The organism is Tepidamorphus gemmatus, from assembly GCF_004346195.1.
Lineage (GTDB): Bacteria > Pseudomonadota > Alphaproteobacteria > Rhizobiales > Tepidamorphaceae > Tepidamorphus > Tepidamorphus gemmatus.
On sequence record NZ_SMAK01000007.1, the window covers coordinates 190,662 to 204,751 of the forward strand.

16 protein-coding genes are annotated in these 14,090 nt (G+C 68.1%); 10 read left to right on the plus strand and 6 right to left on the minus strand.

Features of this window, described 5'->3' with window-relative positions; genetic code table 11:
• Positions 1-17: 17 nt before the first annotated feature.
• Positions 18-1,970, plus strand: coding sequence for a glycosyltransferase family 2 protein (locus tag EDC22_RS12675; protein ID WP_132807033.1), 1,953 nt, complete (start codon positions 18-20; stop codon positions 1,968-1,970).
• On the opposite strand, the gene EDC22_RS12680 is transcribed toward EDC22_RS12675, so the two are convergent.
• On the minus strand, positions 1,864-2,673 hold the full coding sequence (locus EDC22_RS12680; RefSeq protein WP_132807034.1) for an IclR family transcriptional regulator: 810 nt from the start codon (positions 2,671-2,673) through the stop codon (positions 1,864-1,866). The genes EDC22_RS12675 and EDC22_RS12680 overlap by 107 nt on opposite strands.
• A gap of 448 nt (positions 2,674-3,121) precedes the next feature.
• Between EDC22_RS12680 and EDC22_RS12685 the strand changes: the two genes are divergently transcribed.
• From EDC22_RS12685 to EDC22_RS12725, 9 genes are all read left to right on the plus strand, one after another.
• Positions 3,122-3,928 carry an ABC transporter permease gene (locus EDC22_RS12685; RefSeq protein ID WP_132807035.1) on the plus strand — a complete coding sequence of 269 codons (807 nt, stop codon included), beginning with the start codon at positions 3,122-3,124 and terminating at the stop codon, positions 3,926-3,928.
• Positions 3,925-4,731: an ABC transporter permease gene (locus EDC22_RS12690; RefSeq protein WP_132807036.1), complete on the plus strand. Its 807-nt coding sequence runs from the start codon at positions 3,925-3,927 to the stop codon at positions 4,729-4,731. The genes EDC22_RS12685 and EDC22_RS12690 overlap by 4 nt, the downstream gene beginning before the upstream one ends.
• Entirely contained in the window at positions 4,728-5,486 is a 759-nt protein-coding gene (locus EDC22_RS12695; protein ID WP_132807037.1) for an ABC transporter ATP-binding protein, read from the plus strand. The genes EDC22_RS12690 and EDC22_RS12695 overlap by 4 nt, the downstream gene beginning before the upstream one ends.
• Positions 5,483-5,806: a hypothetical protein gene (locus EDC22_RS12700; RefSeq protein WP_245499748.1), complete on the plus strand. Its 324-nt coding sequence runs from the start codon at positions 5,483-5,485 to the stop codon at positions 5,804-5,806. The genes EDC22_RS12695 and EDC22_RS12700 overlap by 4 nt, the downstream gene beginning before the upstream one ends.
• A 10-nt stretch (positions 5,807-5,816) precedes the next feature.
• Positions 5,817-6,881: an ABC transporter substrate-binding protein gene (locus EDC22_RS12705; RefSeq protein ID WP_132807038.1), complete on the plus strand. Its 1,065-nt coding sequence runs from the start codon at positions 5,817-5,819 to the stop codon at positions 6,879-6,881.
• Between the two features lie 85 nt (positions 6,882-6,966).
• Complete coding sequence (locus EDC22_RS12710; RefSeq protein WP_132807039.1) at positions 6,967-7,746, plus strand: SDR family oxidoreductase; 780 nt, start codon at positions 6,967-6,969, stop codon at positions 7,744-7,746.
• A 22-nt stretch (positions 7,747-7,768) separates the two neighbouring features.
• Positions 7,769-8,716 carry a sugar kinase gene (locus EDC22_RS12715; RefSeq protein WP_132807040.1) on the plus strand — a complete coding sequence of 316 codons (948 nt, stop codon included), beginning with the start codon at positions 7,769-7,771 and terminating at the stop codon, positions 8,714-8,716.
• Positions 8,713-9,420 (plus strand): SDR family NAD(P)-dependent oxidoreductase, encoded by a 708-nt coding sequence (locus tag EDC22_RS12720; protein WP_132807041.1) that lies wholly within the window; start codon positions 8,713-8,715, stop codon positions 9,418-9,420. Before EDC22_RS12715 ends, EDC22_RS12720 begins: the two co-directional genes overlap by 4 nt.
• 13 nt (positions 9,421-9,433) lie before the next feature.
• Positions 9,434-9,961, plus strand: coding sequence for a 2,4'-dihydroxyacetophenone dioxygenase family protein (locus EDC22_RS12725; RefSeq protein WP_132807042.1), 528 nt, complete (start codon positions 9,434-9,436; stop codon positions 9,959-9,961).
• A gap of 109 nt (positions 9,962-10,070) precedes the next feature.
• Here EDC22_RS12725 and EDC22_RS12730 read toward each other — a convergent pair whose 3' ends face one another.
• The 5 genes from EDC22_RS12730 to mscL form a co-directional block, all read right to left on the minus strand.
• Positions 10,071-10,406 carry a response regulator gene (locus EDC22_RS12730; protein WP_132807043.1) on the minus strand — a complete coding sequence of 112 codons (336 nt, stop codon included), beginning with the start codon at positions 10,404-10,406 and terminating at the stop codon, positions 10,071-10,073.
• Between the two features lie 88 nt (positions 10,407-10,494).
• Positions 10,495-11,097, minus strand: coding sequence for a response regulator transcription factor (locus EDC22_RS12735; RefSeq protein ID WP_132807044.1), 603 nt, complete (start codon positions 11,095-11,097; stop codon positions 10,495-10,497).
• A 10-nt stretch (positions 11,098-11,107) separates the two neighbouring features.
• On the minus strand, positions 11,108-12,274 hold the full coding sequence (locus EDC22_RS12740) for a PAS domain-containing sensor histidine kinase (RefSeq protein ID WP_245499749.1): 1,167 nt from the start codon (positions 12,272-12,274) through the stop codon (positions 11,108-11,110).
• 18 nt (positions 12,275-12,292) lie between these two features.
• Positions 12,293-13,483, minus strand: a complete 1,191-nt coding sequence (locus tag EDC22_RS12745) for a pyridoxal phosphate-dependent aminotransferase (RefSeq protein ID WP_132807045.1) — start codon at positions 13,481-13,483, stop codon at positions 12,293-12,295.
• A gap of 138 nt (positions 13,484-13,621) precedes the next feature.
• Positions 13,622-14,050, minus strand: coding sequence for a large-conductance mechanosensitive channel protein MscL (mscL, locus tag EDC22_RS12750; RefSeq protein ID WP_207903775.1), 429 nt, complete (start codon positions 14,048-14,050; stop codon positions 13,622-13,624).
• Positions 14,051-14,090: the final 40 nt, after the last annotated feature.

Sequence of the window (14,090 nt, forward strand, 5' to 3'; positions counted from 1 at the left end):
CGAGGGTGCGGACGTCAATGGCCGCGCGGGCGTTCCCCGGGCGCAGCTATCCGAACGATATCGCCTTTCTTTCCGGTCGGCTCCGACCGGAGGTTCTCGACCGGGCAACGGCCGTGTCCGACCGGCTCGGCGTCTGCGCCCACGAGGTGCTGCTGGCACGCGGCTGCATCTCGCAGCAGGCCTATTATGCGGCGCTTGCCAAGGCGGTCGGCGCAGACTTCATGCCGCTGCTCCCGATTGCATGGCCGGTGCAGCCATTCGTCGGGCGATCACCGGCAGAAGCCGCCCGGCTCGGTCTGATGGTCGTCGCCGCGCCGGACCGGCTGGTGATCGCCACCGCGCCGCGCGGGCGCCAGGTGGGCACCTTGGTCGCGACGCTGCAGGACCGGCCGGGAGCGGCGGACCGGATCGTCGTCACGACGCCGCAGGCTCTCCTCGATGCGGTGCTTGCCTGCGGGGCCAGCGAGCTGGTCGAGGCGGCCCGCCGCGGCAACGGTCGGCTGCCCGCCGACCGGTCCGCCGTCCGGCTGCCGGCGCTCGTCGGACCTGCCGTCATGCTGGCGGTGGTGCTGTTGCTACTCGTTGCCATGCTGGCACCCGCCATATTTCCCCCGCTTGCCGCGCTGGCAGCCGCACTCTTTCTCGGGGTCATCGGGATTCGCCTGACCGCGGTGGCGCTCGCTGGAGTGCCTGTGCCGTCGGCCCGTGAGCAGCCCCTTCCCGACGGAAAGCTGCCGGTCTACACGCTGCTCGTGCCGCTCTATCGCGAGGAAGAGGTCGTCGAGGGGCTGATCGCGGCACTGCTGGATCTCGACTATCCACCGGAACGTCTCGACATCAAGCTCCTGGTCGAGGCCGATGATCCCGGCACCCAGGCCCGGCTCAGGACCCTGCGTCTGCCCACCCATGTCGAAATCGTGACCCTGCCCGATCGGCGGCCGAAGACCAAGCCGAAGGCGCTGAATGTCGGGCTGGCGCTGGCGCGCGGCTCGCTGGTCGCCATCTTCGACGCGGAGGATCTGCCGGATCGCGATCAGCTGCGGCGGGCGGCGGCACGCTTCGCCGCCGCGCCGCCCGAGCTCGCCTGCCTGCAGGCCTCGCTCACCGTCTACAACTGGCACGAGTCCTGGCTGTCGCGCCAGTTCGGCATCGAGTACGCGGCGCTGTTCGATGTGCTGCTGCCCGCCCTGGTGCGGCTGCGCCTGCCGATGCCGCTCGGCGGGACATCCAACCATTTCCGCATCGCAGCATTGCGCGAGGCTGGCGCGTGGGATGCCTACAACGTCACCGAGGATGCCGATCTCGGCCTGCGACTGGCGCGCTGCGGCTACAGCTGCGGCGTCCTCGCATCCTCGACCCGGGAGGAGGCGCCGATCGACTTCGGCGTATGGCTGCGGCAGAGAACCCGCTGGATGAAGGGGTGGATGCAGACCTATCTGGTCAGCATGCGTCGGCCGGACCGGTTGTGGCGGGAGCTCGGCACGTGGCGGTTCCTCGCCATCCAGGCGATCTTCGGCGGGGTGGTCGCTTCCGCGCTCGTCCATCCGCTCGCCACCGCCCTGCTGCTGTGCCATGTAGCCGCCGGCAACGTGTTCGATGCCACCGACCTGGCCGGCAGCACGATCGGCGGACTGTGCGCGGCAGGCCTTGCGGCGGGCTATCTCAGCGGCTTCGCGCTCGGACTGGCCGGGCTAGCCAAACGACCGGCAATGGCCCGGCTCGCTGCCGACCTTGCGGCGCTGCCGGTCTACTGGCTGCTGATGTCGCTGGCGGCATACCGTGCGCTGTGGCAGCTGTGGCGAACGCCGCACCACTGGGAAAAGACCCGGCACGGCCTGAGCCGCTGCGCGGCGGGGCGGGTGCTCAGACCAGCGTCGCAAGCTCGTCCGAGATGCTCCGAACCGTCTCCCGGACCCTGGCGACGTAGAAGTCGGCCCGGGCCTCGTCATAGCGGTAGAGCGGAATGCTGAGGCTCACCGCGCCGACGGCCTGCCCCAGACGGTCCAGGATCGCCCCACCGATGCAGCGGATGTCGGGCTCGTTCTCCTCGTCGTCGAAGGAATAGCCGCGCGCCCGGGTCCGCTCGATCTCGGCGAGCAACGCGCGCCTATCGGTGATGGTGTTGGGCGTGCGCGGCCGCAGATCGAGGGAGGCAACCAGTTCGCGGCAGAGCGCCTCGGGCAGCGCGGCCAGGTAGGCCTTGCCCACCGAGGTCGAGTGCATCTCCACGCGGGTTCCGATCCGCGACATCATCCGCACCGCGCGCGGGCTCTCCAGCTTGTCGATGTAGACCATGCCGGTGCCGCTGGGCACGGCGAGGTGAACGGTCTCGCCGGTGGCGTCGCGCAGGGCCTCGATGTGATCGCGTGCCGCCGAGCGCAGATCCGAGCTCTCCCAGCTCTTCGAGGCCAAATGAATGAGCCTGTGACCAAGCTGAAAGGCACCGGTCTCGCGGTTCTGGGAGATCAGGTCCTCGGCGGTCAGCGCCATGACAATGCGATAGAGCGTGCCACGCGGATACGGCACGCGGCGCGCGAGCCGGGCCATGTCGAGCTTGCCGGGATCGTCGGCGATCGCCTGCAGGACGGTGATGAACTTGGAGAACGAGGCAGCACCCGGCACGGCCGCAGCGGAGCGGTCAGGCCGGTTGACGGGTTTGCGCGCGGCATCCATCGACGATCGCTCCCTGGCGCCGGCCCTCTTGACAACCGGTCGGCCCCATTCCGATAATTTGGACATATTGTCCATAATATGGACACCCGGTCAACTGGATGTTGAACGCAAGCCGCAGGCGGCGCGATGCCCTGCGGTCTCAATCGTCCTGACCGAGGTGCCACGGTGAGAGGAGACGTCATGGGCGCGCATCCGCCGCAGGTATCGTCCGCCGGCAGCCGCCTGCGCCGGATGCCGGATCGCGGCCCGGTCGCAGGCCCGGCGGAGACGCGGACCGCAGCCGGGTTGCGGGCGGCGTAGACCAGACATTCGGACCATCGACAGCAGCCCGCGGGCCTGCCGACACGTCGGGAACGGGCGCCTGCGGCGAGGATGGCGCCGTTCCGAGGGAGGAGAAAGTGGACAGAAGGTCGTGTCGTCCGGGCTCCGAGCAGGCGGGCCAGCGTCGATGAGCGGGGAGACGGTCGCGTTGCGGCCGGTCCGCTTCGGACGTCTCCGCGAAGCGGTCAGGTTCGTCGCGCCGCTGGTGTTTCTCGTCGTGCTCTGGCAGCTGATTGTCAGCCTGTTCGACGTCAATCCGCGGATCTTTCCCGACGTGCCGACGGTGCTGCGCGCGGGCTGGGGCACTATTGCCGACGGCTCGCTGCTCGCCCATGTCGGCGCCAGCATGCTGCGCGTCTCGGTCGGCACCGTGCTCGCCATCCTGACGGCGGTGCCACTTGGTATCGCGATGGGCGTGAGCAAGGCCGTCTCGGATTTCCTCACACCGCCGCTACGGTTCTTCTCGGTGCTGGCCGGCATCGCCTGGATCCCGATCGCGACGCTGTGGTTCGGCTACGGGTTCGGTGCGATCACCTTCGTCATCTTCAACGCGGTGTTCTTCGTCGTCGCCTACAACACGCTGCTCGGCGTCTCGACGATCCCGATGCCGCTGCGCCACGCGGCCGCCTCGCTGGGTGCCAGTCCCTGGCAGATGCTGACGCAGGTGCTGCTGCCGGGCGCGCTTCCCAACATCGTCACCGGCATCCGTACCGGCATGGGCTTCGCCTGGCGCGGCCTGATCGCGGCCGAGATGATCGCGACAAATGTCGGCCTCGGCTACATGCTGTTCCTGGCCCGCGACTTCTACCGTACCGAGGTGATCGTCTTCGCGATGATCGTCATCGGGCTGATCTGGCTGGTGCTCGACCGGCTGCTGCTGGCGCCGCTTGAGCGCGCCACGATCGAACGCTGGGGACTGGTGCAGCGGTCATGAGCGCGATCCATGCGATCTGGGGCTGGTATGCCCGCCTGACGGCACGATGGCCGGCGCTCGCCGCCTTCATCCCGTTCGTGCCGATCATCGCGGTCTGGGCGGTTGTCGTATGGCTCGAAATCTTTCCGCGGGTATTCCTGCCCGGCCCCGGCGACGTCGTGACAAAGGCGTGGGAGCTGACCTACAAGGGCATCCTCCCGGAGTATCTCGCCGACAGCATCGAGCGGCTGGCGGTCGGCGCCGCGGTCGGCATGGCGATCGCCATTCCGCTTGGCGTGTTCATCGGCCTCAACCGTCGGGCGCACGCGTTCAGCTGGCCGATCCTGCTGTTCTTCCAGGCCGTCGGCGACATCGCCTGGCTGCCGATCCTGCTCGTCTGGTTCGGCTTCGGGCTGACGACGATGACCTTCGTCATCGTCTACACCGTGCTGTTCCCGGTGGTGCTGAACACGATTCTCGGCATCCGCTCGGTGAAGCCGGAACTGCACCGCGCCGCCCAGAGTCTCGGCGCATCGCCGCTTCGCATCCTGTTCGAGGTGACGCTGCCGGGTGCGCTTCCCAACATCATCACCGGCCTGCGCAACGGACTGGGCTACGGCTGGCGCGCGCTGATCGCGGCCGAGATCATCGTCGGCACCAGCGGCATCGGCTTCCTGATGTTCGATGCACGTCGCGCCGGATCGGTCGAGGAGATCGTGGTCGGCATGATCGTGCTCGGCATCCTCTGGTACATCGTCGACAGCTGGTTCCTCGCTCCGATCGAACGGGCCACTGGTCAGCGCTGGGGACTGGTGACGAAATGAAGAGCCTGACGCTCGAGAACCTCTCGAAAACCTACTTCGATCCCTATCGCGGCACGCAGGTGACGGCCGTCCGGGACGTCTCGCTCAATGTCGAGGAAGGCGACTTCGTCGCCGTGGTCGGACCGTCCGGCTGCGGCAAGTCGACCATCCTCAACATGATCGCCGGCTTCATTCCGATCACCTCGGGCCGGATCCTGGTCGGCGGGCGCGAGGTCAAGGGCCCCGGCGCCGATCGCGGCGTGGTGTTCCAGTCGTTTGCCCTGTTCCCCTGGAAGACGGTGGCCGAGAACGTCACCTTCGGCCCCAAGATGCGCGGCGTCGGCAAGGCGGAGCGCCAGAGGATCGCCGAGGAGTATCTGGCGCTTGCCGGCCTGTCGCATGCCGCGGACCGCTACCCGAACGAACTGTCGGGAGGCATGCAGCAGCGGGTCGGTGTCGTGCGCGCGCTCGCCAACAATCCCGACGTGCTGCTGATGGACGAACCGTTCGCCAGTGTCGATGCGCAGACCCGCATGACCCTTCAGGAGGAGCTGACGCGGATCTGGGAGCAGCGCCGGCCGACGATCGTGTTCATCACCCACGATGTGCCCGAGGCCGTGTTTCTCGCCAACACGGTGGTGGTCCTGTCGAAGGGGCAGGTTCTCGCCGAGGTGGACATCCCGCTGGAGCGGCCGCGCTCGTGGGACAGGCTCGTCGAGGACGAAGCCTTCAAGACGCTCTCCAACAAGGTGCTGCAACTGGTGCGTTCGGCATGAGTCTCGTGCGCGATGCCATCCGTTCGTCCCGGGGAAAGGTCGCGATCGGCGTCGTCGTGGCCCTGGTCGGCTGGCAGGCCTGGCTGTCGGCCACCGCCTCCGCCAAGATCGCCGAAGGCATCGACCAGGACCGGCGCCGGGTCGACGTGCTGGTCACCCTGCGCTTTCCGCCTGAACGGTTTCACATCCAGAAGTTCCAGAAGCTCGGGCGCGTCTCGGGCACCAGCGGAAACTCCGTGCAGGTGCGCGGAGTCAACAAGGCGGATCTGACCGCACTCGCAAGGCCCTTCTGGGTCGAGCGGATCGAGCCGCTACAATGAGGAGGACGTCATGATTGCACGACTGGCACTGGCCCTCGGACTGGCGCTCGCGGTACCACTCGCCGCCGTCGCCCAGGACGACGACCTGATCAAGCTCAACCCCGGGATGGTGTCGAGCATCGATCAGCTCGGATTGCCGATTGCGCTCGAGCAGGGCTTCTTCGAGAAGCACGGACTCGATGTGACGATCGCCAACCCCTACGCGACCGGGGTCGACTCCCTGAATGCGCTGCAGGCGGGCGAGGTGGACGTGGTGCAGGTCGGTGTACCGATGATCGGCGCGGTCATCCGCGGCATGGATCTCGTCGCGCTCGGCAACTACAGCGGCAATGCCGCGCAGCTCGGCTCCGACACCACGATGGCGTTGGTGGCGCGGGAGGGGTCGGGAATTTCTGCGGATGATCTCTCGACGCTGAAGGGCAAGCGCATCGCCGCCTCGTTCGGCACGATCAATCACCTCTACGTGCTCGCGCTGATCGAGGCGGCCGGGCTCGGACTCGACGAGGTCACGCTGGTCAACACGCCGCCGCCGGACATGACGGTGGCGCTGCTGTCGGGTGGCATCGACGCCTTCGTCGGCTGGGATCCCTGGCCGATCGTTGCCCAGCGCGACGTACCCGGCGCCTATGAGGTGGTGCGCGGCGGCAACCACATCTCCTATCTCGGCTTCAACGTCGCCCTGCGCAACTGGGCCGAGGAGAACCGAGAGACGCTGGAGAAGTTCCTGGCCGCCTTGTCCGAGGCCGACCAGTGGATGCGGCAGAACCCGAAGGATGCCGCGCAGGTGGCGACCCGGTGGATCCCGGGTCTCGATCCGGCCGTCGCGGAGAAGGCGATGGAGTACAACATCCAGCAGGCCGACCGGCGGCTCTCTGCCAACAATTATGCGGCGCTGCACGCAGCGGTCTCGACGCTCAACCGGCTCGGCTTCGTCGATCGGGTCTTCGACGTCAACGCACACATCGACCCGCGGCCGATCCTCGCCGTGATGCAGAACCATCCCGAGCTGTTCTCCGACCTGCCGCCGATCCCGGCGGAGGCGATGATCAGCGAGGGCTTCGTCTACAAGCCCTGACGGCGGACAGTCAGGCGCGGCCCGCCGTCGTCCGATGGCGGGCCGTCTTCCCCCTCACGCGACACGCACCGGAAGAGACTTCACGATGGATCTGGGAATCAGAGGCAGGACCGCGATCGTCTGCGGCGGCTCGAAGGGACTTGGCCGGGGATCGGCGGAGAAACTCGCCGAGGCCGGAGTCGCCATCGTCCTCAACGCCCGCTCGCACGGCCCCCTCGAGCAGGCCGCCGGCGAGATCGCCGAGCGCTATGGCGTTCAGGTGACGCCTGTCGCCGCCGACGTGACCACGCCCGAGGGGCGGGCGCGGCTCCTCGAGGCCGCCCCCGCGCCCGACATCCTCATCACTAACGCGGGCGGCCCGCCTCCGGGCATGTGGCACGACTGGGGCGAGGCGGAGTGGCAGGCCGCGATCCGCGCCAACATGCTGACGCCCATCCATCTGATCACCGCGGTGCTGCCGGGCATGATCGAACGCCGCTGGGGCCGCATCGTCAACATCACCTCCGGATCGGTGAAGGCGCCCATCCCGGAACTGGGCCTTTCGGGCGCGGCGCGCAGCGGACTGACCGGTTTCGTCGCCGGCACCTCCCGCCAGGTCGCCCGCTTCGGCGTCACCATCAACAATCTGCTGCCCGGCCAGCACGAGACCGCGCGCATCGAGTCGCTGATGGCCAATGTCGCCCGGACGCGTGGCATCAGCGTCGAGGAAGCGCGCGCCGAGGCCTACGCGAAGAATCCCACCGGCCGCTTCGGCACGACGGAGGAATTCGGGGCGATGTGCGCATTCCTGTGCAGCGCCTATGCCGGCTACATCGTCGGCCAGAACATCCTGCTCGACGGTGGCGCCATCAACAGCACCCTGTGAGCCAGAGGGGCCGGACGGCGCCATGCAACCCGATATCATCTGCCTCGGCGAGCCGATGCTCGAGTTCAACCAGCAGCCGGACGGCCGCTATCTGGCCGGTCACGGCGGCGATACGTCGAACACGGCGATCGCCGCGGCCCGCCAGGGCGCACGGGTCGGCTATCTCACCCATCTCGGCGCCGATGCCTTCGGCGACAGCTTCATGGCGCTGTGGGCGGCCGAAGGCGTCGATGCCTCGCACGTGGTCCGCCGGCGCGACGCCCATACCGGCATCTACTTCGTCACCCACGGCCCCGAGGGCCACGTCTTCAGCTATCTGCGCGCCGGATCGGCGGCGAGCCGGATGACGGCGGCCGACATCCCGGCAGATTACATCGCCGGCGCCAGGATCCTGCATGTGTCGGGCATCAGCCAGGCGATCAGCGACAGCGCAGCGGACGCGGTGTTCCGCGCCATCGAAATCGCCCGAGCCGCAGGCACGAAGGTCTCCTACGACACCAATCTGCGGCTGAAGCTCTGGCCGCTGCCGCGGGCGCGGGCGATCATCCACGCGGCGATGCGCGACTGCGACATCGCCCTGCCCGGCCGGGACGACGCCGAGCAGCTGACCGGCTACAGCGATCCGGACCGGATCGCCGACTTCTATCTCGAACTGGGTGCCGCGATCGTCGCGCTGACGCTCGGCGCGGACGGTACGCTGGTCGCGACACCGGCCGAACGGCGCCGGGTGCCGGCGCGACGCGTGCAGCCGGTCGATGCGACCGCGGCCGGAGATACCTTCGACGGAGCCTTCCTGGCCGAGCTCGTCGCCGGACGCGACCCCTTCGCCGCTGCGGAATACGCCAATGCGGCGGCGGCGCTGTCGACGCAGGGTTACGGCGCAGTGGCGCCGATGCCGCGCCGCGAGGCCGTGCAGGCCTTCCTGGCCGGCGATGGCGGGGGTGGCGGGCGCTCGGGAGAGGCGGGATGAGCGGCAAGCACGCACTGGTGACCGGGGGCACGCGCGGCATCGGCTTCGGCGTCGCGGAGGCGCTGATCGCGGCGGGCTGGACGGTGCTGGCGACCGGGGCGACGCGCGAGGAGGTCGCGGCCTGCGACGCTCCGTCCGGCATGGACGTCGCCGTGCTTGACGTCACCGACCAGACGGCCGTCGCCAATCTCGTCGCCGGGCTCGACCGCCTCGACGGGCTCGTCAACTGCGCCGGCATTCTGATGCGCGGGCAGGAATACGACCTCGTCAACTTCCAGCGCGTCATCGACGTCAATCTGACCGGCACCATGCGGATGTGTCTGGCCTGCAAGCCGCTGCTCGCGGCCAGCGGCGGCGCGATCGTCAACACCGCCTCGATGCTGAGCTTCTTCGGCGGGCCTCTGGTGCCGGCCTACTCGGCATCGAAGGGAGGCGTGGCGCAGCTGACCAAGGCGCTTGCCGCGCACTGGGCCGGCGACGGCATTCGCGTGAACGCGGTCGCGCCGGGCTGGATCGAGACCGGCATGACCCAGGGGCTGCGTGAGGACGCTGCGCGCGAGGCGGCGATCATGGCGCGGACACCGATGCGCCGGTGGGGCCGGCCGCGCGAGGTCGGCGATCTGGTCGCCTATCTGCTGTCGGACTCGGCGAGCTTCATCACCGGCTCGATCATGCCGGTCGACGGCGGCTATGCTGCAATGTGAGAGGAGCCGAGGGATGCCGATCGACAAGCCCGACCAGGATCCGATGATGCCCTATCAGCTGCCGTTCCCGGCCGACGCGCTGGCCGAGATCGTCGTGCCGAGGGCAATCCCGGACGACGAGCGTGTGTGGGTGCCGCAGGCCGACAATGTGTGGTTCCGGCCGCTGTGCCTCAACCGCTCGCAGGGCTACTGGATGAACCTGTTGCGGGTGCGCAGGTCGGGCGTGCTGTCGCGCCATCGTCACCCGCAGGCCGTGCACGGCCTGGTTTTGCGCGGCAGGTGGCGCTACCTCGAACACGACTGGGTCGCCGAGGCAGGTTCCTACGTGTTCGAGCCGCCGGGCGAGACCCATACCCTCTACGTGCCGGAGGACGTGGAGGAGATGATCACCATGTTCCAGGTCAACGGCATCATGTACTACGTCGATCCGTGGGGCGCGGCGATGGGCTATGAGGACGTGTTTACCAAGATCGACATGTGCCGCAGGCACTACGAGGCCGTCGGCCTCGGCGCCGGCTACACCGACCAGTTCATCCGCTAGATGTGCACTTCGTGGAGGCCGTCCATTCGATCCTTGTCGGGAAGGCTGATGTCGCCAAACCGAAGCAATTCGCGGAGGACCGAATCGACAATTTCCCGGACGCTCACATCTAGAACAGGCGGCGCAGGTCCTCGACGTCGACCGGCTTGCGGATCACCGGAAGTTTCGGCAGGCCCTCGAGATGACGGTCGAGCTCGCCCTGCGGCTCGCCGCTGATAACCACCACCCGCGGCGGGTCGGCGATCGTCTCGAGGAACCGCACCAGTTCCCCGCCGCCCATGCCCGGCAGGGCGAGGTCGACGATCACGGTGTCGCTGCCCGCGAGGCGGGCTTCGCGCAGAAACTCTTCCGCATCGGGATACGACCGGACCTCGTGGTCGAACTCGCGCAGCATCAGCACGAGCGCGTCCGCGACTGCCGCATCATCCTCAACGACGTGAAACACCTCGCGGACTCCGTGCCCTAGAGGTGGGAAGATATCGGCCGGCGCAGGTCAGGTCGCCATGATGCAGATCAATCGGCAGGGACCTGCCTCAATCGCCCGACAGGACGATACGCACCAGGTCGGCGGTGTTGCGGGCGCCGAGTTTCTCCATGATGCGGGCCCGATGCACCTCGATGGTGCGCGGACTGATGCCGAGGCGGCGGCCGGCCTCCTTGTTCGTCGCACCGGAGGTGATCTCGCGCAGGACGTCCATCTCACGGAAGGTCAGCCGTTCCGCGCCGGCAAAGCTGTGGCGCTGGGTACCGGTCCTTGGCCGATGGTCCTCCGCCGCGATCGCCTCGGCCACGCGCTGCACCACGGTGTCGGCATCGAACGGCTTCTCGATGAAATCGAACGCGCCGTCCTTGATGGCCCTCACCGCCATCGGAATATCGCCCTGACCGCTGATCACGAAGATCGGCGCCCGGAAATCCGAAGCGCCCAGCTCGCGCAGGACGTCGAGCCCCGACTTGCCGGGCATGTGCACGTCCAGCAGCACGCAGTCCGGGACCGACTGCCGCACCGCGCCGAGGAAGTCGGCGGCATTGGAGAAGACGCACACCGAGTATCCCTCCAGCGTGAAGACCACGGAGAGCGCGTCGCGAACGGCCGGATCATCGTCGACGATGTGGATGGTCTTCTGCGGGGTCATCGCTCCGGTCTCAATCCTCGTCCCGCGCCGCCGAAGCCGCGGCGGCGGGGTCCGCCTTCGGCAGATGCAGGGTGAAGCAGGCACCGCGTCCCCCGCCGCCGGGATCCACCGTCAGGTCGCCGCCATGGCTCTGAGCGATCGTCTTCGAAATCGCGAGCCCCAGTCCCATCCCCTGCTTGCCACTGCTGGCAAACGCCTTGAACAGGTCAGGCAGCACCTCGTGCCGGATACCGGGACCAGAATCAAGAACCGAAACCGTATGCATCGCGCCGCGGGGCTCCAGCCGGACCGTCAGTTCCTTGACCTCGCTGTCCTTCATGGCGTCGATCGCGTTGCGGATCAGATTCACCATGATCTGCTGGATCTGGACCGGATCGACCTCGGCATAGAGCGCCTCTGAGGGGATCACCCGGTTGATGCGGATTTCGCGCGCACGGCTGCCGATGACCGTGAAGTCGATCGATTCGTCGATCAGGCGCCCGAGATCCACCACCTGGCGGATCGCCTCGCGCTTCTCGACGAAGCGGCGCATGCGATGGATGATCTTGCCGGCCCGATCCGCCTCGACCAGCGCCTTGCCGAGGATGTCGGCGATCTCCGGCGGCAGTGCGTCCGCTCCGGTGCGCTTGGCGACCGCCCGGGCCACCGCCTGTAGGTAGTGCATCACGGCGGTCAACGGCTGGTTCAATTCGTGCGCCAGTGCCGCGCCCATCTCGTCCATGGCATTGATCCGCGCCATGCGCACCAGCTGCGCCTGCAGCGCGTCGGCGCGCTCCATGGCGGCGATCTCGAACCGAAGGTCGCGGAGGATGCCGATGAACTGGCGCCCGTCCGGCGTCTCGGCCTCCCCGACCGCCAGCTGGATCGGGATGATGGTGCCGTCCTTGTGCTGGGCGTGCACCTCGCGCCCGATGCCGATGATCTTCGGTACGCCGGTGGACAGGTAGTTGCGAATGTATGTGTCGTGCTCACGGGCATAGCCGGGCGGCATGATCATCTTGACGTTGTTGCCGATGACCTCCGCGGCGCTCCAGCCGAACATCCGCTCGCAGGCCTTGTTGTACATCAGCACCCGGCCGCGCTCGTCGATCACGATGATGCCGAACACGGCGGTGTCGAGAACGCTGGCGAGGCGCGCCTCGGAAACGGTCGGCGGCAGGTCGGCGCGGTCCGGCACGGCGTCGCGGCTCCGCCATCAGCGCGTGCGGTCGAGCCACTCGGCAAGCCGCCGAGCGGCCTCGGCGACGGTTGCTTCGCTCGCCGCGAAGCAGGCTCGCATGAAGCCTGCGCCGGCGGCGCCGAAGGCGGTGCCAGGCGCGAGGCCGACATTCGCCTCGTCAACCAGCCGGAGGCCCAGCCGGGCGACGTCTGGTTCCCCGTCGATCGCAAAGAACAGATAGAACGCTCCCGCCGGAGGCGCAAAGCGGACACGGCCGGTCGCGGCCAGCGCGTCGCACAGGATGGCCCGACCGCGGCGTGCCCGCTCCAACTGGTAGGCGACGAAGTCCTCGCCGTCCGCGAGCGCGGTGGCGGCGGCGCGCTGCATGAAGGCGGCGACGCCGGAGGTCGAGTACTGGACCAGATTCTCGATGACCTGTCCGAGCACCGGCGGCGCTTCGAACCAGCCGATGCGCCAGCCGGTCATCGCCCAGTTCTTGGAGAACGTGTTCACGTAGAGGATCGCATCCTCCGGCTCAGCAACGTCATGGAACGACGGCGCGCGATCACCCTCGAAGCAGAAGCGGCCATAGACCTCGTCGGCAATGATCCAGAGTCCCCGGTCGCGGGCGAAGGCGAGGATGGCCGACAGTTCCTCGGCGCTCGCGGTCCAGCCGGCCGGATTGGAGGGGGAATTGAGGAAGATCGCCCGGGTGCCCGGCCCGCACGCATCGAACAGCCGGTCGAGATCGAGCCGCCAGCCATCCGCGGTGAAGCACATCGGCAGGTCCACCGTCCGGGCGCCGGCAATGCCGAGCGCGGCCGAGGAGTTGGGCCAGCCGGGCGAGGGCACCACCACCGCATCGCCCTCACCCGCCACCATCCGCACGGCGGTCTGGATCGCCTGCATGCCCGAACCGGTGACGAAGAAGCGGTCATGGTCGAACCGGCGTCCGTAGATGCGCGCGTGATAGTCGGCGAGCGCCTGCCTGAGCTCCGGGATGCCGCGCTGCCAGGTGTAGAAGGTCTCACCCGCCTGCAGCGACCGCACCGCCGCCGCGCAGATGAAATCCGGCGTCGGCAGATCGCCCTCGCCAGCCCACAGCGGGATCAGCCCGGGCCGGCCGCGGCCGTAGTTCATCACCTCGACGATCCCGCTCTCCGGCGCGCCGCGCGCCTCGGGGCGGATCATGCCGATGAGCGGATGGAGGACCTGGGGAAGATTCATCGAGGGCGCCGTAGAGTAGCAGCCGCCGGGCGGAGGCAATCGCAGCGTCCCGCCGGCTGATCTGGACTATCACATATCCATCGGGCCGCGAAAACCGGTCCGTGCACCGCCTGCACGTTGCATCGCGGCCCGGATGGCTTACGACTGCCGCTTCGCCAGCAGGTCGCGGATCTCCTCCAGCAGAACCTCCTGACGCGGCGGCGCGGCCGGTACCTCCTCCTTCTTCGCCTCGAACTGGGCCTTCATGCGGTTGATCACCTTGATGACCAGGAACAGGGCCCAGGCGACGATCAGAAAACTGATCAGCGAGTTGATGAACAGACCCCAGTTGATCGTCACGGCGCCGGCGGCCTTGGCCGCCTCCGGGCTCGGATAGGGCCCGTCGCCCTTGAGGACGGTCATGATCGAGGAGAAGTCCACGCCGCCCAGTATCAGCCCGATCGGCGGCATCAGGATATCGTTCACCAGCGAATTGACGATCGTGCCGAAGGCGCCGCCGATGATGATGCCGACGGCCATGTCGACCACGTTGCCCTTGACGGCGAATTCGCGAAATTCACTGAGAATGGACATCGGGGCTTCCCCTTGCAGCCGCCCACCCGGCGGC

Excerpts from the sequence above, each read along its gene's own strand:
- EDC22_RS12705 (WP_132807038.1), top strand. The coding sequence starts at position 5,817 with ATGATTGCACGACTGGCACTGGCCCTCGGACTGGCGCTCGCGGTACCA.
- EDC22_RS12710 (WP_132807039.1), top strand. The coding sequence starts at position 6,967 with ATGGATCTGGGAATCAGAGGCAGGACCGCGATCGTCTGCGGCGGCTCG.
- EDC22_RS12715 (WP_132807040.1), top strand. The coding sequence starts at position 7,769 with ATGCAACCCGATATCATCTGCCTCGGCGAGCCGATGCTCGAGTTCAAC.
- EDC22_RS12720 (WP_132807041.1), top strand. The coding sequence starts at position 8,713 with ATGAGCGGCAAGCACGCACTGGTGACCGGGGGCACGCGCGGCATCGGC.
- EDC22_RS12695 (WP_132807037.1), top strand. The coding sequence starts at position 4,728 with ATGAAGAGCCTGACGCTCGAGAACCTCTCGAAAACCTACTTCGATCCC.
- EDC22_RS12680 (WP_132807034.1), bottom strand. The coding sequence starts at position 2,673 with ATGGATGCCGCGCGCAAACCCGTCAACCGGCCTGACCGCTCCGCTGCG.
- EDC22_RS12745 (WP_132807045.1), bottom strand. The coding sequence starts at position 13,483 with ATGAATCTTCCCCAGGTCCTCCATCCGCTCATCGGCATGATCCGCCCC.
- EDC22_RS12735 (WP_132807044.1), bottom strand. The coding sequence starts at position 11,097 with ATGACCCCGCAGAAGACCATCCACATCGTCGACGATGATCCGGCCGTT.
- EDC22_RS12725 (WP_132807042.1), top strand. The coding sequence starts at position 9,434 with ATGCCGATCGACAAGCCCGACCAGGATCCGATGATGCCCTATCAGCTG.
- EDC22_RS12685 (WP_132807035.1), top strand. The coding sequence starts at position 3,122 with ATGAGCGGGGAGACGGTCGCGTTGCGGCCGGTCCGCTTCGGACGTCTC.
- EDC22_RS12690 (WP_132807036.1), top strand. The coding sequence starts at position 3,925 with ATGAGCGCGATCCATGCGATCTGGGGCTGGTATGCCCGCCTGACGGCA.
- EDC22_RS12675 (WP_132807033.1), top strand. The coding sequence starts at position 18 with ATGGCCGCGCGGGCGTTCCCCGGGCGCAGCTATCCGAACGATATCGCC.
- EDC22_RS12700 (WP_245499748.1), top strand. The coding sequence starts at position 5,483 with ATGAGTCTCGTGCGCGATGCCATCCGTTCGTCCCGGGGAAAGGTCGCG.